Source organism: Flavobacterium aeripolare (genome assembly GCF_013294025.1).
Lineage (GTDB): Bacteria > Bacteroidota > Bacteroidia > Flavobacteriales > Flavobacteriaceae > Flavobacterium.
Genome location: NZ_JABSNL010000008.1, coordinates 135830 through 155772 on the forward strand (window position 1 = coordinate 135830; position 19943 = coordinate 155772).

Below are 19943 nucleotides of genomic sequence, written 5' to 3' on the forward strand. Positions count from 1 at the left end.
AGCTTTTAAGCTATCCAGAGATCTATTGTTTCTGTGACATTTTCAAGGACTTCAAAGGCAGTTTCGGCCATTTTATTACCTTTTGTATCAAGTAAAGGATTTACCTCTACAACTTCTAAGCAACATACTTTTTTAGACTTAATAAGGCCATTAATAATATCAGTAACTTCTTGTTTATCAAACCCTTTAGCAACAGGAGTTCCTGTCCCATAAGAGATCATATCACAATCCATTGAATCAACATCAAAAGAGACATAGATTAAATCGCAGTTTGCTAACTTAGACAAGGCTTCTGCAACGCAAGTTTGTAATCCGCGAAAGCGCACCTCATCAACCATATAATTACGAATACCTAACTTTTCGATTTGTTTGTCCTCTGCATCTTCAGTATCGCGAACGCCAAAATAAATCAAATTTTCAGCTTTAATTTTAGGTTGGTCGATACCTATATTTTTCATGTTCTCCCAGTGCTGTACTGTTTCAGGAGTGATCTCATTGATTTTACAATCGAGATTATCATTCCCTAAAGCAGCAGACAAAGGCATTCCATGAATGTTTCCTGATGGCGAAGTGTAAGGAGAATGCAAATCTGCGTGTGCATCAACCCAAACCACACCTAATGTTTTATTAGGGTATACCGCTTTGATACCGCTAATCGTTCCTAAAGCAGACGAGTGATCACCCGATAAAACAATAGGAAAATAATTAGCTTCGAGATTGTGTTTAACAGCATAACTCACGCGAGTACACTGCTCCACTACATGTTCGATTCGCTTTGCAAAAGTATTTCGATTTTTGTCGTATATACTTTCGTTGTGCGTTTTTACATCCTCAAATGGAAAAAGATTAAAATAATTACTGCCTTTGTTGATGGCAGCGATTTCTATGGCATCAATCCCCATATCAGAACCGCGTGTTCCAGCGCCAATATCAGATCTATTCTTGATTAATTTTATTGCTCTTTCCATAATAACAGTGGCTTATTTAAAATCGTTAAGTGCTTTTTCAATAATAGCAAGACAGTCATGAATTTGCTCCTCAGTAATTACTAATGGTGGCGCAAATCTAATTTTGTTACCATGTGTAGGTTTAGCTAATAAACCGTAATCTCTAAATTTCAAGCAAATATCCCATGCAAGATCAGACTCTTCATCGCTGTTAATCACAATAGCATTCAACAATCCTTTTCCTCTTACTAAAGTAATTAATGGGTTTCTAGATGCGATCTCGTTTAACCCTTTTCTTAAAATTATTCCTAGACGCTCTGCATTTTCTGATAATTTTTCATCCTTAACCACTTCAAGAGCTGCCATCGCTACTGCTGCAGCAATTGGGTTCCCACCAAAGGTAGATCCATGCTGTCCTGGCTTAATCACATTCATGATTGCGTTATTAGCCAGCACCGCAGAAACAGGATATACACCACCTGAAATAGCTTTCCCTAGAATTAAGATATCTGGTTTCACCTCTGGTTTGTTCTCACAAGCATTTTGACAAGAACAATTTCCACAAGTCGCTAATAATCTACCTGTACGCGCAATTCCTGTTTGTACCTCATCAGCAATAAACAAAACGTTGTGTGCCTCACATAGTGCTTTGGCCTTAGCCAAATACCCTTCTGTAGGAACATACACTCCTGCTTCTCCTTGAATAGGCTCTACTAAGAACCCTGCAATGTTTTTACTTGATTTTAAAGTTGCTTCTAATGCATCGATATCATCGTAGGCTATTTTAATAAATCCATCGGTAAAAGGACCAAAGTTTTTACGTGCATTCTCATCATTTGAAAACGAAATAATAGTAGTTGTTCTTCCGTGAAAGTTGTTCTCACAAACAATAATTTCGGCTTGATTTTCAGGAATTCCCTTCACTTCATAGGCCCATTTTCTACATATTTTCAACGCTGTTTCTACAGCCTCTGCTCCTGTATTCATAGGAAGCACTTTATCAAAATTAAAGTAGTTTGTAACATATTCTTCAAAAACACCTAACTGATCGTTATGAAATGCTCTTGATGTCAACGTTAGCGTTTGTGCTTGTTTTACCATTGCTCCCACAATTCTTGGATGGCAATGCCCTTGATTCACTGCAGAATATGCAGATAAAAAATCATAGTATTGTTTACCATCTACATCCCATACATGCACGCCTTCTCCTCTTTCAAGTACCACGGGTAATGGATGGTAGTTATGTGCACCATGTTTGTCTTCTTTAGCGATTAATGCTTCTGATTTACTTGAGAGCTTTTGAGTTGCGTCTTGCATAGATATAAATTTTAAGATTATTTTGTGAATTACAAATCTATACAATTTAAACTATTTAACCCAATAATTAGAAGTTTTTGACTTAAAAACATTGATAAAAAGTTAATTCACTCCTAAATAAAAATTTTAAAAGTCAAATAATTTATTTATTTCGAAAATCATAGTGAAAAAGTAAAATTTTAAAGTACTTTTATCCTATAAAACAGTACTAACTACACTTATTAAACTATAATATGGAGGCAATAGATCAATACGACATTAATATCATTAAAGAACTTGAGAAGGATGGCCGCACCGCCTATTCGACTATTGCAACGACATTAAAGATTTCTAACACCATGGTGCATCAGCGCATAAATCGCCTTATTGAGCATGGTATTCTTACGGGCATTAAACCTATTATAAACGAAAAGAAAGTAGGGTACGATTGGGGCGCTTTCACCGGAATCACGCTAAATAAAGACCAAGATTCTAACCGAGTAATCGAAGAACTGAAGAAAATTCCAGAAGTAACAGAATGTTATTTCATTACTGGCTCTTACACCTTATATATTAAAATGATTGCCAAAGATCACGAACACATGCGTAAACTACTCTACGAAAAAATCGACAACATCCCCGGAATTGCAAAAACCGATTCCATGATCGAACTAGGTTGCGCTTTTAAAAGGAATATCAGTCTTTAAGCGCAACTAAAATAGACCACTAAACAATTATTAAAAAAAATGTAAATTAGTGCCATAAAAAAGAGCTAGCTATTTATTTTCGGATATTTGTTTCTTAAAAAATTAAATTATGAAAAGCATAAAATTTATTATCCTAGGAATATTGATTTGTTCCAATGGCGCTTTTGCTCAGTTAAAAGCAGTCACATACAAAGATGAGGCACAAGTTCTCAATGGTTTTGCGATCCAGGCAGTTAAAAAATCAGTTAGTAAACCAGGGATTTTGATTCTTCCTGCTTGGCACGGAATTGACACAGCGTCTAAAGATATCGCCGTAGAATTATCTAAACTAGGTTACAACGCCTTCATCGCTGATATCTACGGAGAAGGTAATTACCCAAAAGACAATGCCGAGGCTGGAAAAAATTCAAGTTACTACAAAACGAATTACAAGAGCTACCAACACCGCATTCAGCTAGCACTAGACGAGCTAATTAAAAGCGGAGCCAATCCTGATAACATTGTTGCCATAGGATATTGTTTTGGAGGAACTGGAGTACTTGAAGCAGCTCGCGGACATTTAAAAGTGCAAGGAGTGGTTTCTTTCCATGGTGGTTTATCTAAGGATGCATCTCGCCCTTCAGAACCAATTACAGCAAAAGTTTTGGCTTGCCACGGTGCAGACGACCCTTACGTTTCTGCGGCTGAAGTAGCGGCTTTCCAACAAGAAATGCGCGACACAAAAGCAGACTGGCAAATGATTTATTATGCTGATGCTGTGCACGGTTTCACAAATCCTGAATATGGAAACGACAATTCTAAAGGCGCAGCTTACAATGAAAAAGCAGCCAAACGCTCTTTTGAACACTTAAAAGTATTTTTGAACGAAGTATTAAAAAAATAACCAATAACCAGATGAAAAAAATCATTCCAATTTTAGCTATTGCAGCAGCAATGGCCTCTTGTTCGACCGTTAAAGCGCCCAAGCAGGTCGATAATTCTAATCCAACCAAATACTTAAATTCGATCACAGCAGCCGATTTAAAGACACATTTAAATATTGTTGCAAACGACTCGATGGAAGGGCGTGAAACTGGCTCTGTTGGGCAAAAGAAAGCGAGTAAATATTTGATAAGTCAGTATACTAAAAACGGAATCTCATTCCCAAAAGTTGCTGAATCTTTTTATCAAAAAGTTCCTGCTGCTTTCTTAAACAGAAGAAAAGGAGACAATTTGAATGATTCAGAAAACATTTGGGCTTTTATCGAAGGCTCAGAAAAACCAGAAGAAGTTGTTGTGATTTCTGCTCATTATGATCACGTAGGGATCAATAATGGAGACATTTATAATGGTGCAGATGATGATGGATCAGGAACTGTGGCATTATTAGAAATTGCTGAGGCTTTTGCCAAAGCAAGGAAAGACGGCCACGGACCCAAACGTTCTATTATGTTTTTTCACGCAACAGGTGAAGAGCATGGTTTACTAGGATCGAGCTATTATTCAGAGAATCCGTTGTTCGCGTTTGAAAATACGGTAACCGATATTAATATTGACATGATAGGGCGCCGCGATGTGGCACACGAAGCCTCAAACAACTACGTTTACCTAATTGGAGCGGATCGTTTATCAAGCGATTTAGACCGTATTTGTAGAGAAGTTAACGAGAAGTACACTAAGATCGATTTAGACTTTAGATTCAATGATAAAAACGACCCTAATCACTTTTACGAGCGTTCAGACCATTATAACTTTGCAAAGCACGGTATTCCATCTGTATTCTTGTTTAACGGGGTGCATGCTGACTACCATAAAAAAACAGATACAGTAGACAAAATCGAATTTGACGCATTGACAAAGAGAGCACAGCTTGCATTCTCGATTGCATGGGAAGTTGCTAATCGTGAAAACAGACCTGTAGTTGATAAAGAGTAAATACCGAATTTGGGCACATCTTAGCTTTCACTATCGTTACAGCTAGGTCAGGCTATTCGCTACAATCTCCCGATAAAAATCGGGAGGATTTTCACTACTATCCTTTGTGCAAAAAAAGAGCGCTTTGATCTATCAAAGCGCTCTTTTTTTTACGAGAGTTTATACCACAAAAAAAGCCTCTCATTTCTGAGAGGCTTTTGCTTTCTGGGTGGAAGACGGGGCTCGAACCCGCGACCCTCGGTACCACAAACCGATGCTCTAACCAACTGAGCTACAACCACCATTTGCTCTTAGCGGTGGCAAAGATACAACTAAAGTTTACTTCTACAAACATTTTGAGCAAAAAAAATCAATAAATTTATATCAAATCTCCTAAACTATTGACTGCCAAATACCTCTCTACAGTAAAACCTTCAGCATGTTCTACGCCTGCTAAACGTCCGAGGTCTCTAGAACGATAATTCAAGCTTTCTAGAAAATTCTTCGAGCTAATTGGTGATTCTGGTTCTTTAGAATTTGGATCATAAAATTGCGAACCGTACGCTAATATCGATTCTGTTTTTTTATCTGTGAAGCCAGTAATATCAACCACAAAATCTGGAACAACATTTTTCCATTGAATGTAATGGTACACTAATTTTGGTCGCCATGCTTCTTGCTTAACGCCATCGATGTCTGTTTCAATACGCACAAGACCTGATAAGAAACAAGCATCAGAAACTAACTTACTCCCTTTTGCATGATCAATATGTCGGTCATCGATTGCGTTACAAAGCACAATCTCTGGCTTGTATTTACGAATCATTTTAATCACCGCTAACTGGTGCTGCTCATCATTTGTAAAAAAGCCATCACGCATGTCTAGATTCTCTCTAACGGTAACTCCCAATATCTCAGCCGCCGCAGTCGCTTCTTGATGGCGTATCGCAGCCGATCCTCTCGTTCCTAATTCTCCACGTGTTAAATCTACAATTCCCACTTTTTTACCTAATGAGATCTCTTTTAAAATTGTTCCTGCACAACCTAATTCTACATCATCTGGGTGTGCGCCAAAGGCTACTATATCTAGTTTCATTTATTCTAATTTAAATATTCTTTATTCTGTTTATTGTATTTATAATGCGTTTTTACAGCACAATTTTTTTCATGGTAATTGACTTATTCTCACTTTCCTTCCATTCATCCTCAGGCACACTGTCCTTTGTAATCCCACAGCCCATATATAAATTAGCTTTAGTTAGCGCTGCAGTATTATGGTTTTTAATTTTCATGCAACGTAGGTTCACGTACAAGTCAGATTGTAACTTGCCATTACCACTACTCTTTTTATTAAGTTCGCCTAAAAATCCTGTATAGTATTCCCTACTGTAGTTTTCGTTTTCGAGAATAAATTCTTTGGCTGCAGCCTTAGGAAAACCGCACACAGCAGGCGTAGGATGCAATACGGCAACTACCTGCTCTAGATTAGAATCTTGATCTAAAACGCCTTCAATATCTGTTTTAATGTGCAATAAATTACCCGCCTGCAGCGTATAAGGACTGGATACAGAAACCTCAGTAGTTATCTCCTTTAGATTATCAATGATAAAATCGGTTACAAACTGCTGCTCCTCCATTTCTTTGCGTCCCCACACTACTTCAACTGTATCACTATATTTTTGTGTTCCCGCTAATGCCATCGTATAAAAACTCTTTTTCTTTGCATTGAGCAAATGTTCCGGAGTGGCTCCCATCCACATTCCTATTTTTGGGTGATACCAGCAGTAACAAAAAGCGGTAGGATAGGTTTGCACTAACTTAGTAAAAACAGCAACCACTTCAAAATCGGGGACATCGATGGTTTCTTTACGAGACAAAACCACTTTATTAAAATCTCCATTTGCTATCGCTGCAACTGCATTTTTCACCATCATCTCAAAAGCAGCTTTACTAGATTCATCTCTAGGAATTGCTTCAGTAGCAATAGTATCAAATTTTATAACACTCATTTTAGACTCTAACTTCACCGCCTCATCCTTAGGAATCAATAGTTTTTGATTGTTTTCAAAAGGAGCAAAAATAAAACCGCTCTCTTCTAAATTCTCAGAAAAATACAAGTGATCATTCTGCTGAAAATAGCCAATTAATTTTGTTTTATTGGGTTTTCGATAAATTACAAAAGGTAAGTTTTGCGCTTCTTGTTGTTTTACTTTAATAAAAAAATCGATCATAACAGCTGTTGTTTATAAGTCCACTTTAATGCTTACACTATTTTTTATTGGTAGTTTTTGACAAAACCATGTTGGTTAACTTGCATAGCGAAATCAAATTTCCTTCTTCATCAGTAATTTTAATCTCCCAAAGGTGCAAACTACGCCCTTTATGTATTATTCTCGCCGTTCCATAAACAACACCCGATCGAATACTCTTTAAGTGATTTGCTGCAATTTCGATTCCGCGAATTTCTTGCGTTTCTGCGTCTATAAAAAAATGCGATGCAGCACTCCCAACACTCTCTGCCAGTGCCACCGAAGCACCTCCATGCAACAAACCCATAGGCTGATGCACCGCTGCCGTTACTGGCATTTTAGCAACAAGAAAATCCTCACCGGCATCTATATATTCAATTTGCAAGGTTTCCATCAAGGTGTTTTTTGAAAACGTATTGCAATAAGCAATCATTTTATTTTTATCTAGAGTCATATTTTTAAGTCAAATAAGAATGTAAAAATAAATAAAAGATAAGAGACACCATTAAAATCTAACGGCTTATTCTTGAAATGTAGCAGGTTTATAGAAATTATGGTCGCTAAGTAGCGTATTCTATCTGTTTGGTTACTGTAATTTAATACTATAATAATATTTTTACCCAATACCACTCTTAGTTAAAAGACAAACTGTGACTTTTTGCAAAAAATTCAGTTAGAGGTGGGATATCTTAATTTCATCCTATTCAAACTACGAAAATCACACTAATGCAAAATTACCGCTTTGATTTTCAATACTAAAGCTTTTATATACTAGTAAATATTAATAATTATACAATACAATCAGTACACAAGTAGATAATAGTGCGTAAGGAAAACAAAATTAGGTAAACATCAGAATATCAATTCATTTTACATAGCTAGTAATTTATCAACATAACATTAAACAATAAGTTAAAAAGTTAAAATTTTCTTAACTATTTGTGTTAATTATTTACATAGATTTGGCGCCAAATAAAACCCTAATAAAAAGTTTAAATCCCCCCCTAACTATAACCCAAATCTATTATTTATTACATGAAAAAACTTTACACCTTTATTCTCATTTTTAGCATAACTACAGCAATTGCTCAAATTCCATCTGGCTATTATAATAGTGCAACAAGTACTGGATACAGCTTAAAAACACAGCTTTACAATATTATTAAAAACCATTCAGACAAAGGTTATAATGGATTGTACACTACCTATCAAACGTCTGATGTAGATAATTTTTACGAAAAGGACGGAACAGTTTTAGACATGTATTCTGAAAAACCCAATGGATCTGACCCCTACACCTATGCTACAACTAGTACACAACGATGCGGAACATATTCTAAAGAAGGTGACTGTTACAACAGAGAGCACATTGTCCCACAATCTACCTTTAATTCTAGCGCACCAATGGTGTCAGATGCTCATTTTATAACTCCCACCGATGGAAAAGTAAATGGACAACGCTCTAACTATCCACATGGGACTGTAGCTACTTCGAGCTGGACCTCATTAAATGGCAGTAAATTAGGAACTAGTTCTGTTTCAGGATATTCAGGAACCGTTTTTGAACCTATTGACGAATTCAAAGGCGATATTGCCCGCATGTATTTCTATTTTGCTACACGTTATGAAACAACGGTAAATGGGTATTCTTATCTTATGTTTAACGGAACTAACAACCAAGTTTTTACAACAGCATTCTTAAATATGTTACTAAGTTGGAACGCACTTGACCCTGTAAGTCCTAGAGAAATAGCCCGTAACAATGCGATTTATGCCATCCAAAATAATAGAAATCCGTACATCGATCATCCCGAATACGTACAAAAAATATGGAGTACTGTTACAAGCACAGCTAACACGTTCACAGATCTTTACATATCAGAATATATTGAAGGATCGTCAAATAATAAAGCCCTCGAAATAGCTAACGCTACAGCGGGTACGATCAACCTATCTGGATATAGTATAAGAAAACAAACAAACGGATCAGGAGCTTGGAGTTCAGGAATCAATTTGACTGGGTCGCTAACTAAGGGAAGCAAATATACCATTGTAAATAGCGCTATAAGCTCGAGCTGTTACTCAACTGCAGCATCAAACATTAGTACATCAGCCAACGAAATGACCTTTAATGGTAATGACCCGGTGGGCTTATTTAAAAATGGTGTATTGATTGATATCATCGGTTTGTACAATGGCGGCAGCGCAAACTTTGCAGCAGACGTGACTTTAAGGAGAAAAAGTACTGCGACAGGTCCTAAAACCACATTTAATAAAAGTAATGATTGGGATATTTATTCCTCAGATATTTGCAGTAACTTGGGAGCTAGAATCGCACAAATCACCAGTAAAACAGCGCTTATTTCAGAAGAAACTATGATCGAAAAAACGACATTAGACGAGACAATTATTTACCCTAATCCATCTCTAGGAGATATTGTAATATACAACTCTAGCAAGTCATTTACTGTGATTATTTATAACTTGGTTGGGCAAGTTGTCTTTAAAGCTGATAGTAGCAATAGCAACACATTATCAGTTAAAAACATACCTAAAGGAATGCACATCGTCAAAGTTTCAGATGATACACATACAAGCACAAAAAAAATCGTAATCAACTAGTAAACAGTAAAATAATAAGCAATCAAAAAGCGGCAATATTGCCGCTTTTTTTATTAGCATTTTAATCTTAATTAACTAAATTTGCAACGCAATACAACAAACTACACAACAATGATCCATTTCTTTGAAAACCAAAGCAAAACAGTTTTTGCAGTACAGACGCAAAACGAAATTTCGGCTCAAGACATTTCAAAATTAAACTGGCTTTTTGCCAACTCGCATAAGATAGAAAAATCCGTATTGACGGATTTTTTTGTTGGACCCCGCGCCACAATGATCACTCCATGGAGTACTAATGCTGTTGAAATCACTCAAAACATGGGGATTTCAGGAATTATTAGAATCGAAGAATTTAAAGCAGTAGCCGAAGATTTCTCTGATTTTGATCCTATGCTTTCGCAAAAGTACAGCGCATTGAATCAAGACATCTTTAAAATAAACATTGCTCCTGAAGCGATTTTAGATATTGAGGACATTGCAGGGTACAACCAATCAGAAGGTTTGGCTTTAAGCCCCGAGGAAGTAGAATATTTAGACAACTTAGCGGTGAAAATTGGTAGAAAATTGACTGATTCAGAAGTTTTTGCTTTTTCACAAGCCAATTCAGAGCACTGTCGTCACAAGATTTTCAATGGAACATTTGTAATCGATGGTGTAGAAATGCCTTCATCATTATTCAAATTAATCAAAAAGACATCACAAGAAAACCCGAACGATATCGTTTCGGCATACAAAGATAACGTGGCTTTTGTAAAAGGACCACGCGTAGAACAATTTGCTCCAAAGAGTGCTGACAAAGCAGACTTTTATGAAGTTAAAGAGTTTGACTCTGTTATTTCGTTAAAAGCGGAAACACACAATTTCCCTACAACTGTAGAGCCTTTTAATGGTGCTGCAACGGGAGCTGGTGGAGAAATCAGAGACCGTTTAGCAGGAGGACAAGGATCTTTACCGCTAGCAGGAACGGCGGTATACATGACTTCGTATTCTCGTTTAGAGTCCCAAGACTCTGCTCAAGATAATAGACCTTGGGAAAACGGAATGACAGAAAGAAAATGGTTGTACCAAACACCAATGGATATTCTGATCAAAGCTTCAAATGGAGCTTCTGATTTTGGAAATAAATTTGGACAACCGCTAATTACTGGTTCTATTCTAACATTCGAACATGAAGAAGACGCGCGCAAGCTTGGTTTTGACAAAGTAATCATGCAAGCAGGTGGAATAGGGTACGGAAAATTAGATCAAGCCATAAAAAAGAAACCACAAACAGGAGACAAAATCGTTATTCTAGGTGGAGAAAATTATAGAATTGGAATGGGTGGAGCGGCAGTTTCCTCTGCAGATACAGGCGCTTTTAGTTCTGGTATTGAGTTAAACGCCATCCAGCGTTCGAATCCAGAAATGCAAAAACGTGCTGCTAATGCCATTCGTGGATTAGTGGAAAGTGATGTTAACCCAATTGTTTCTATTCACGATCACGGAGCAGGTGGACACTTAAACTGTCTATCAGAACTAGTAGAAGAAACTGGAGGATTAATTGATCTAGACAAATTACCTGTTGGTGACCCTACCCTTTCGGCAAAAGAAATTATTGGTAACGAGTCACAAGAACGAATGGGACTTGTTATTGCGAAAGAAAATATTGATATTTTACAACGCATTGCTGACAGAGAACGCTCTCCTATGTACCAAGTAGGTGACGTGACGGGAGATCATCGTTTTACATTCGAATCAAAAACTACTGGTGCTAAACCTATGGATTATGCTTTAGAAGATTTCTTTGGTAGTTCTCCAAAAGTTGTAATGAACGACAAGAACATTGATAGAAACTATGCCGACTTAGGATACGACAAGAAAAATATCTCAACTTACTTAGAGCAAGTTTTACAGCTAGAAGCAGTTGCTTGTAAAGACTGGTTGACAAATAAAGTAGACCGTTGTGTAGGTGGAAAAGTAGCCAAACAACAAACGGCAGGACCTCTACAATTGCCATTGAATAACTGTGGTGTAATGGCCTTAGATTACAACGGTAAAGAAGGTGTTGCTACCTCAATTGGCCACTCGCCTATTGCATCATTAATTGATCCTGTTGCAGGAACGAGAACGGCTATTGCTGAGTCTTTATCTAATATAGTTTGGGCTCCTATAAAAGGTGGTTTGGACGGAATTTCACTTTCTGCTAACTGGATGTGGGCTTGTAAAAATGAAGGTGAAGACGCTCGTTTGTACGCAGCTGTTCAAAGTTGTTCAGATTTTGCAATCGAATTAGGCGTGAATATTCCAACTGGGAAAGATTCGCTTTCAATGAAACAACGTTATCCAAACGAAGAAGTAATTGCACCGGGAACGGTAATTATTTCGGCAGGTGGAAACTGTACTGATATTCAAAAAGTAGTTGAACCTGTACTTCAAAGAGACGGGGATTCTATTTATTATATTAATTTGTCGCAAGATGAGTTTAAACTAGGCGGATCTTCGTTTGCACAAACATTGAACAAAATTGGAAAAGACGCACCAACTATTAAAGATGCTGCTTTCTTCAAAAAAGCCTTTAATACAATACAAGAATTGATTATTGACAATCAAATTGTAGCAGGACACGATATAGGAAGTGGTGGTTTGATCACAACTTTACTAGAGATGTGTTTTGCAGATGTGAATTTGGGTGCCAAAATTGATTTCTCTGTTTTTGAGGAAAAAGACATTATCAAATACCTTTTTGCTGAGAACATAGGTCTTGTTTTTCAAGCAAAAAATGATGCTGAGTTAGAAGCTAAGTTAAATACAAATGGTATTTCTTTCTACAAACTAGGAACAGTTACAACTAACGCCAAAATAGAATTTAGTTCTTGTGCACTAGATATTGCACACTACAGAGATATTTGGTTCAAAACCTCTTTCTTACTAGATCAAAAACAATCTAAAAACGGAACAGCGCAAGCACGTTTTGACAATTATAAAAACCAAGCATTACAGTTTACTTTCCCTGCTCATTTTACAGGTAAAAAACCAGTAATCAGCAGTGGTGAGCGACCAAAAGCGGCTATCATTCGTGAAAAAGGAAGTAACTCAGAACGTGAAATGGCAAATGCCATGTATTTAGCCGGTTTTGATGTTAAAGACATTCACATGACCGATTTGATTTCTGGGCGTGAAAACTTAGAAGACGTTCAATTTATTGGTGCTGTTGGAGGTTTCTCTAACTCAGATGTATTGGGGTCAGCAAAAGGTTGGGCAGGAGCTTTCTTGTACAACGGAAAAGCAAAAACAGCCTTAGACAATTTCTTTAAAAGAGAAGATACTTTATCTGTTGGGATTTGTAATGGTTGCCAACTGTTGATGGAATTAGAAAAAATAAATCCAGAACATGAAGTGCACGGAAAAATGCTGCATAATGATAGTAACAAACACGAGAGTATCTTTACATCGGTGACGATTCAAGAAAACAAATCGGTGATGCTATCAAGCCTTTCAGGAGCAACATTAGGAGTTTGGGTATCACACGGTGAAGGAAAATTTAATTTACCAGAGTCAGAAGCAAACTACAACATCGTAGGTAAATATGGCTACGACAGTTACCCTGCAAACCCAAATGGTTCTGACTACAACACGGCAATGCTATGTGACACAACAGGTCGTCACCTAGTGATGATGCCACATATTGAGCGTTCAACTTTTCAATGGAACTGGGCTAATTATCCAAAAGATAGAAACGATGAGGTTTCACCATGGCATGAAGCATTTGTTAATGCACGATTGTGGATTGAGAATAAATAATTTTCTGTTTATACTATTCGAAAGCGCTCTTGAAAAAGAGCGCTTTTTTTATGTTGCGAATTTATTTACAATTAATAATTATGATTTGAAGTTTAAATTGTACTTTAGATTGATGTGATAATGTAGTTATGCGTTATTGTAAAAAAATCGTAGTTAAAATGAAAATAAATAAAACTTATCGAAGTTTATTAGATAAATCTATTAATTCAATGCTTTCTGCAATAGAAATTTATAATAAACCAAATTTTTCATATCGGGAAGAAACTTTTGCAATACTTGCTGTTAATGCTTGGGAACTGATTTTAAAGGCATTTTTGTTAAAAAAATATAACTATAAAATTACTCACCTTTATGTAATGGATTTCGTTCTTAAACAAAACGGTGAAAAATCAGCGCGAAAAAAACCTAGACTAAACAGAGCCCAAAATCCAATGACAATTGGAATATTTGAAACGATAAAAAAAATAGAGGAGAAAGGAATAAATTTAAGTTCAAATATTAAAAACAGCATTGAATCATTAGTTGAACTGAGAGATAATGCAATTCATTTTCATAACGAAAAAGAAATTTCAAAAGAATTACAGGAGCTTGGCTTTGCTTGTATTAAAAATTATATGAATATTATCAAAGAATGGGAAGTTGACATTGATTTAAGTAAATATAATTTTTATCTCATGCCATTGGCCTACGTAGATTCGAAAGTAGATGTAAGCTCAATAACGACAGATGAGGTAAAAAAATATATTGATTTTGTAAAAAATAAAGTTGATAACACAACTGACGATGATTATACAATTGCAATTTCCATCGATATTCAATTTAACAAATCAAACAGTTTTGATTCAATAAATTTTCGTTACGCAGAAGATGGAATCCCTGTAAATCTATCAGAAGAGGATATTAGAAATAGATTTCCATTCGACACTAGAAAGTTGGTCGCAAACGCTAAAAAAAGATATTTAGATTTTAAACAAACTACATTATTTCACGATGCAATGCGACATATTAAATTAAACGAAAAACTATGTTACAATAGAAAATTAGATCCTGAAAATATTAAGTCTATGAACAAACCTTTTTATAGTGCCAATGTGTGGGCTGAATTAGACAAAACTTTTACAAAAAAAGGAAAAACAACAAACATATAACAGCGGTTAGCAAAAATGGCAAAATATGTGGTAAATTCACGTTTTTTTATCGCAAGAACTTTTATAAAACCCGAAAGATCGTGTTAAAAAAGCTCAATACTCCTTAAAGTCGCGACACGTCTTTAAAATAATAAAAAACCAAATTAAAATTTTTCTTTGTAAAATAGTCTATAATCTTGAAGACACCAATCGTTATGAAAAAATCTAATAATAGTTTAATTGTACCATTAATTTTAGTCTTAATTACAATGTATAGCTGTCAGAACAACACTAAAATAAATAGTCAAAAAACAACCATTTCAGCTGCAACCAATGAGTTAAAAGAGCTAAAAAGAACTAAAATCGACAGTAACACCATTCAAAAAACAACGAATCGTATTAATATTGTTGCAAAAATATTAACTACATCACCATCATTTATTGACAAAACAAAAGGATTAAACGAAGCTATAATAAAAAACGGAGGAACTTCATATGGTTATACCTTAGAAGGAAGTCCTTCTCCGGAAAAAGATACTGCAAATAGTTTTTCAAGAACTTATGACTTTAGCCTACATGAAAGCTATACTGATCATATAACAATAATTGCAAAATATACTTTTGACCCATTGCAACAAAAACTCTATATCTACGACACAGCTCAAGACAGTTTAAATCCAATTCCCTTTGACAAAAAATTGTTATTAGAATTAAATAAGTCCAAAAAATAATCCATTAAAGTAGCTCCTTCATACAAAAGGCGCTTCCTTCGAGAAGCGCCTTTCATTATTATATAAAGCTTTTGTTTAAAACTGAAAGTGGAGCTTTATTATTTCCCAATTAAAACGCCATCAGCCAGTAGTGAATACTTTGTTTTTGGTGCAATTATACTATCAATAGCTGCTTGTGATTTACCACCATCTTTAGCATAATGTTTTAGGTCTTCAATAGACTCAACACTCACGTAGGCTTTTCCACTGATGATTACCTCTTCATTTTTAGAATCTGTAGGGACAAAAAAAGCATAATCTTTAAATTTCACAAACACTTCCTTATTTTCTGGTAAATCCAAATTCATCCAGCAGCCTTTTTCTTTGCATACTGCCTTAATATTTGATTTAAACTTAACAGCGACAGTATCTCCTTGAGATAATTTCTCATAAGTAGCGAGTACATCTTCCTTAGATAACGCATCATCTGTTGAGATACTATCCCCAAAGCTAGCATAAGCCATATCAGATTTCATCGTAAGTTCTTTTTCTTCCTTTTTACAACTTGCTAACACTAGGATACAAGACGCAATTAAAAACGTTTTTTTCATTGTTATTTACTTTGGTTGGTTTAATAGGTAGAATCAAAAATAGGTAGAAAAATAAAACCATAATAAAAAAAAACACTTTTTTTATCTGAGCAGACATTCATAACACGCTTGAAATTTTGCGCTAGCCTATTGAAAGTTTAGCTAGAAAAATATCAAGTAGATTCATTTTGCATCACATTGTAGCGAGTAGCACAGATAAAATCATCTTTTATTTTACTATTAGTTAAGCATTCAACAAGTAAAGACAGTTACTATTTTCAAGCTAATAGCGTACCGTTTGTAAAGTTCAATACGTAGAAAATCTATGTAATTTTAGAACAGAAAACTAAAAACCCGCTTTGACTCAAGAGCTAATTTTATTTATGATTTCCCAAATATTACAAATGTACTTTAGCTGGAAAACTACTCTAAAAACCCCCACTAAGACAGCATATGGAACGAAATAAAATTTACCAAAATGTAATTATATTTTCATAATTTTGTAGCGTATGAATTTGGAAAACAACCTATTTACTGATAGAGAGGCGCAACGAGTAAAAGCGCTAGAATCCTATAACATTTTAGACTCATTAACTGAGAAAGATTACGATGACATTACTTTGATGGCATCAATTATATGCGATGTTCCTATCGCTTTAGTAAGCTTTGTAGACAAGGACCGCCAATGGTTCAAATCTAATTTAGGCTTGAATACTAAGAGCACTCCACGCATTGATTCCTTTTGCAGCCATGCGATTGAGGCAATTGACGAACCTTTTATTATCACAGATAGTCGAAATGACAGTCGTTTTAAAGAAAACCCCTTAGTTCTGGGTGATCCCAATATTGTATTTTATGCAGGAATACCTATTGTAACAGAAGATGGTTTAGGCTTGGGAACGGTATGTATTATTGACAATAAACCTAGAGAACTAACTGAGAAACAACTCGCCGCTTTAAAGATGCTTTCTAACCAAGCAATGAACTTGCTACAGCTTAGAAAAGTAAATAGTGATTTACAGCAAGCGCGATTAGCGTTAGAAATCCAAAATCAAAAACTAGAAGTTTATAACAAGGATTTAGAGCTTTTAATTGACAAAAACCTCTCTGATAGAACTAGAGAAATAGCTGAACAGAATATCACACTTGCGACTATGAATAAAGAGCTCGAAGCATTCAATTACATTTCGAGTCACGATTTACAAGAACCCTTGCGCAAAATCCAATTTTTCAGTTCGATAATAATCGATAAAGAATTGCATTTGCTTTCAGATAAAGGTAAAAATTATTTGTTACGAATAGGCAAGTCAGCTGATAGAATGAGTATGTTAATCAAAGACCTCCTCGCCTATTCACGTACAACAACTACCGAAAAAACGTTTGAAAAAGTACCTCTAAATAAATTAATCGAAGATATTAAATACGACTTACAAGAGGAAATAGTAGAAAAAGGCGCCGTAATAGTCTTCAAAGATACTATCGAAGTAAAAATGATTACGTTTCAGTTTAGGCAACTACTACACAATATATTGTCTAACTCTTTAAAATTTTCAAATCCCGCTACAGCACCTCATATTATATTTGAATGTGTGCTTGACAGCGCTATTTCTTTTCGAAAACCAATTTTAGATCAAAGCAAGTCCTATTACTATTTAAAAATTACTGACAACGGAATTGGGTTTGACAACAAATATAAAGACAAGATTTTTGAACTTTTTCAACGATTAGGTGCTCAAGAAATGCAAATGGGTACAGGGATAGGTCTAGCGATAGTAAAAAAGATTGTTGAAAATCACAATGGTTTTATCGAAGCAGAAAGTAGTGAGAATATTGGAACAACATTGCACATATACATACCAGAAATAGCTTAGTCAGGCACCTTTGAGCCTTCATATTGTTTTATTACAGCATTTAATAGTGTTGTAGAACGCTTTCTTTATAAAAGAAATGCACAGTTTAGTCTAGTTTTTGACTAAAAAATCACAATAAAGAAAACGTTTTCGTAAAATGCCTGCAAATTTGGCAAATTTTTCTATTTAATTTTTGATTTTATATAAATACAATTAATTTTTATTTAATTTGCGTCACAATCCTATACTATTATATAATGACTCAAATTACAAGACTTTTTGATTTTCCTTATTATCAACAAGATAAATATACTTCAATTCCAGATGCATTAGTCAGTAAAGTTGACGGCGTTTGGGTGAAGACCTCAACACAAGAATATATAGCTAAAGCCAATACAATATCAAGAGCCTTATTAAAAATGGGGATCAATAAAGGTGATAAAATTGCAATTATATCTTCTACAAATAGAACAGAATGGAATATTATTGATATAGGTGTACTACAAACGGGTGCACAGACTGTACCAATATACCCTACTATATCTGAGCAGGATTACGAATACATATTAAATCATTCAGAGGCTTCTTACTGCTTTGTTTCAGATAAAGAAGTGCTTGATAAAGTAAATATGATTAAGGACAAAACAGCTAACCTGAAAGAGGTTTTTAGTTTTGACATGATTCCTGGTTGTAAAAATTGGAATGATTTGCTTACGCTAGGTGCTGACGAAAGTAACCAGAGCGACGTAGATGCGCGCAAAGCCACGGTAAAAACCGATGACTTAGCGACTATTATCTATACATCTGGAACTACAGGACGTCCTAAGGGAGTAATGTTGTCTCATAAAAACATTGTATCTGACGTATTAAATAGTGCTGAAAGAATTCCGTTTGAAGCAGGAAACAGTGTGGCATTAAGCTTTTTGCCTGTATGCCATATTTTTGAACGTATGATCCTTTATCTATACCAGTATTATGGAGTGTCTATTTACTTTGGAGAATCAATAGAAAAAATTAGCGATAACTTAAAGGAAGTAAAACCTACAGTAATTACAGCTGTTCCTAGATTATTAGAAAAAGTGTATGATAAGATCTACGCTAAAGGAACAGAACTTACCGGTATAAAAAAGAAACTATTTTTCTGGGCGATAGACCTAGGATTGCGATATGAACCTTACGGAGCAAATGGCGCTTGGTACGAGTTCCAACTAAAGATTGCTAGAAAATTGATTTTCAGCAAATGGAAAGAAGGATTAGGCGGCAAATTAGAATTGATGGTTTCAGGAAGTGCGGCTTTACAAACAAGGTTATCTCGCATTTTTGCTGCGGCAGAAATTCCAGTAATGGAAGGATATGGCCTAACCGAGACTTCTCCTGTAATCTCAGTAAACGATTTGAGAAATAAAGGGTTTAGAGTAGGAACAGTAGGTAAACTAATCAATGAGGTAGAGGTTAAAATCGCTGAAGATGGCGAAATCCTTTGTAAAGGACCTAATGTAATGATGGGGTACTTTAAAGATGAGAAATTAACTAATGAAGTAATTGTTAACGGTTATTTTCACACTGGTGATATAGGTGAATTTGACAAAGATGGCTTCCTTAAAATTACCGATCGTAAAAAAGAGATGTTCAAAACATCAGGTGGAAAATACATTGCACCTCAAATTATTGAGAACTTGATGAAACAATCGCGTTTTATCGAACAGATAATGGTGATTGGTGAAGGGCAAAAAATGCCGGCTGCTTTAATCCAACCTAATTTTGATTTTGTTAAAGAGTGGGCTGCTATACATAAATTTGACATAGGAACCACCAATGCAGCTATCGTAAACAACGATCAGGTGATCAAACGCATCCAGGAAGAAATTGACCAAATCAACACTAAATTTGGACATTGGGAACAAATAAAGCGCTTTGAATTAACACCAGATGTGTGGTCTATCGAAGGAGGACACTTAACACCTACTTTAAAATTGAAACGAAAAATCATTTTAAAGAATTACGATAATTTATACCAAAAAATTTATAACTAACCACAACCAAATGAGAGACCACGAATTAATTTTCGTGGTTTTTTTTTGTCGAAAAATTAAAATTATTATTGACGATAATTTAACGATAAGGTAAAACCAAAGCTTTAATTTAGTTCGAAAATGAATTCGTCTTGTTTCA

Annotated in this window: 15 protein-coding genes and 1 tRNA gene; 9 read left to right on the forward strand and 7 right to left on the reverse strand. The window is 35.3% G+C overall.

Going from position 1 to position 19943, the window contains the following annotated elements; all coding sequences use genetic code 11:
* Positions 1-5: 5 nt before the first annotated feature.
* Entirely contained in the window at positions 6-968 is a 963-nt protein-coding gene (gene rocF / locus HNQ00_RS10620) for an arginase (protein WP_173838482.1), read from the reverse strand.
* Between the two features lie 12 nt (positions 969-980).
* The gene (rocD, locus tag HNQ00_RS10625; RefSeq protein ID WP_173838483.1) at positions 981-2264 is read right to left on the reverse strand and encodes an ornithine--oxo-acid transaminase; all 1284 of its coding nucleotides are present in this window, start codon (positions 2262-2264) and stop codon (positions 981-983) included.
* Positions 2265-2497: 233 nt separating this feature from the next.
* Here rocD and HNQ00_RS10630 point away from each other — a divergent pair, with 233 nt between their 5' ends.
* The 3 genes from HNQ00_RS10630 to HNQ00_RS10640 all read left to right on the forward strand — a co-directional run bounded on the left by HNQ00_RS10630 (position 2498) and on the right by HNQ00_RS10640 (position 4864).
* The gene (locus HNQ00_RS10630) at positions 2498-2950 is read left to right on the forward strand and encodes an Lrp/AsnC family transcriptional regulator (RefSeq protein WP_173838484.1); all 453 of its coding nucleotides are present in this window, start codon (positions 2498-2500) and stop codon (positions 2948-2950) included.
* Between the two features lie 109 nt (positions 2951-3059).
* A complete protein-coding gene (locus tag HNQ00_RS10635) occupies positions 3060-3833 on the forward strand; it encodes a dienelactone hydrolase family protein (RefSeq protein ID WP_173838485.1) in 774 nt (257 codons plus the stop codon).
* A gap of 11 nt (positions 3834-3844) precedes the next feature.
* Complete coding sequence (locus tag HNQ00_RS10640; RefSeq protein WP_173838486.1) at positions 3845-4864, forward strand: M28 family peptidase; 1020 nt, start codon at positions 3845-3847, stop codon at positions 4862-4864.
* A 206-nt stretch (positions 4865-5070) separates the two neighbouring features.
* On the opposite strand, the gene HNQ00_RS10645 is transcribed toward HNQ00_RS10640, so the two are convergent.
* The 4 genes from HNQ00_RS10645 to HNQ00_RS10660 all read right to left on the reverse strand — a co-directional run bounded on the left by HNQ00_RS10645 (position 5071) and on the right by HNQ00_RS10660 (position 7546).
* Positions 5071-5146: transfer RNA gene (locus HNQ00_RS10645), tRNA-His, on the reverse strand.
* A 76-nt stretch (positions 5147-5222) separates the two neighbouring features.
* Positions 5223-5939 carry a bacillithiol biosynthesis deacetylase BshB1 gene (bshB1, locus tag HNQ00_RS10650; RefSeq protein WP_173838487.1) on the reverse strand — a complete coding sequence of 239 codons (717 nt, stop codon included), beginning with the start codon at positions 5937-5939 and terminating at the stop codon, positions 5223-5225.
* Between the two features lie 52 nt (positions 5940-5991).
* Entirely contained in the window at positions 5992-7074 is a 1083-nt protein-coding gene (locus tag HNQ00_RS10655) for an isochorismate synthase (protein WP_173838488.1), read from the reverse strand.
* A gap of 37 nt (positions 7075-7111) precedes the next feature.
* Entirely contained in the window at positions 7112-7546 is a 435-nt protein-coding gene (locus tag HNQ00_RS10660; protein ID WP_173838489.1) for a PaaI family thioesterase, read from the reverse strand.
* A 581-nt stretch (positions 7547-8127) separates the two neighbouring features.
* On the opposite strand from HNQ00_RS10660, the gene HNQ00_RS10665 reads away from it, so the two are divergent.
* The 4 genes from HNQ00_RS10665 to HNQ00_RS10680 all read left to right on the forward strand — a co-directional run bounded on the left by HNQ00_RS10665 (position 8128) and on the right by HNQ00_RS10680 (position 15352).
* Positions 8128-9714: an endonuclease gene (locus HNQ00_RS10665; protein WP_173838490.1), complete on the forward strand. Its 1587-nt coding sequence runs from the start codon at positions 8128-8130 to the stop codon at positions 9712-9714.
* 111 nt (positions 9715-9825) lie between these two features.
* On the forward strand, positions 9826-13494 hold the full coding sequence (gene purL / locus HNQ00_RS10670) for a phosphoribosylformylglycinamidine synthase (RefSeq protein WP_173838491.1): 3669 nt from the start codon (positions 9826-9828) through the stop codon (positions 13492-13494).
* 158 nt (positions 13495-13652) lie between these two features.
* The gene (locus HNQ00_RS10675) at positions 13653-14642 is read left to right on the forward strand and encodes a DUF3644 domain-containing protein (RefSeq protein WP_173838492.1); all 990 of its coding nucleotides are present in this window, start codon (positions 13653-13655) and stop codon (positions 14640-14642) included.
* Between the two features lie 194 nt (positions 14643-14836).
* Complete coding sequence (locus HNQ00_RS10680) at positions 14837-15352, forward strand: hypothetical protein (RefSeq protein WP_173838493.1); 516 nt, start codon at positions 14837-14839, stop codon at positions 15350-15352.
* A gap of 98 nt (positions 15353-15450) precedes the next feature.
* Here HNQ00_RS10680 and HNQ00_RS10685 read toward each other — a convergent pair whose 3' ends face one another.
* A complete protein-coding gene (locus tag HNQ00_RS10685) occupies positions 15451-15942 on the reverse strand; it encodes a DUF4920 domain-containing protein (RefSeq protein WP_173838494.1) in 492 nt (163 codons plus the stop codon).
* 488 nt (positions 15943-16430) lie between these two features.
* On the opposite strand from HNQ00_RS10685, the gene HNQ00_RS10690 reads away from it, so the two are divergent.
* Complete coding sequence (locus tag HNQ00_RS10690; RefSeq protein WP_173838495.1) at positions 16431-17792, forward strand: GAF domain-containing sensor histidine kinase; 1362 nt, start codon at positions 16431-16433, stop codon at positions 17790-17792.
* Between the two features lie 236 nt (positions 17793-18028).
* Positions 18029-19804, forward strand: coding sequence for an AMP-dependent synthetase/ligase (locus HNQ00_RS10695; RefSeq protein ID WP_173838496.1), 1776 nt, complete (start codon positions 18029-18031; stop codon positions 19802-19804).
* Positions 19805-19943: the final 139 nt, after the last annotated feature.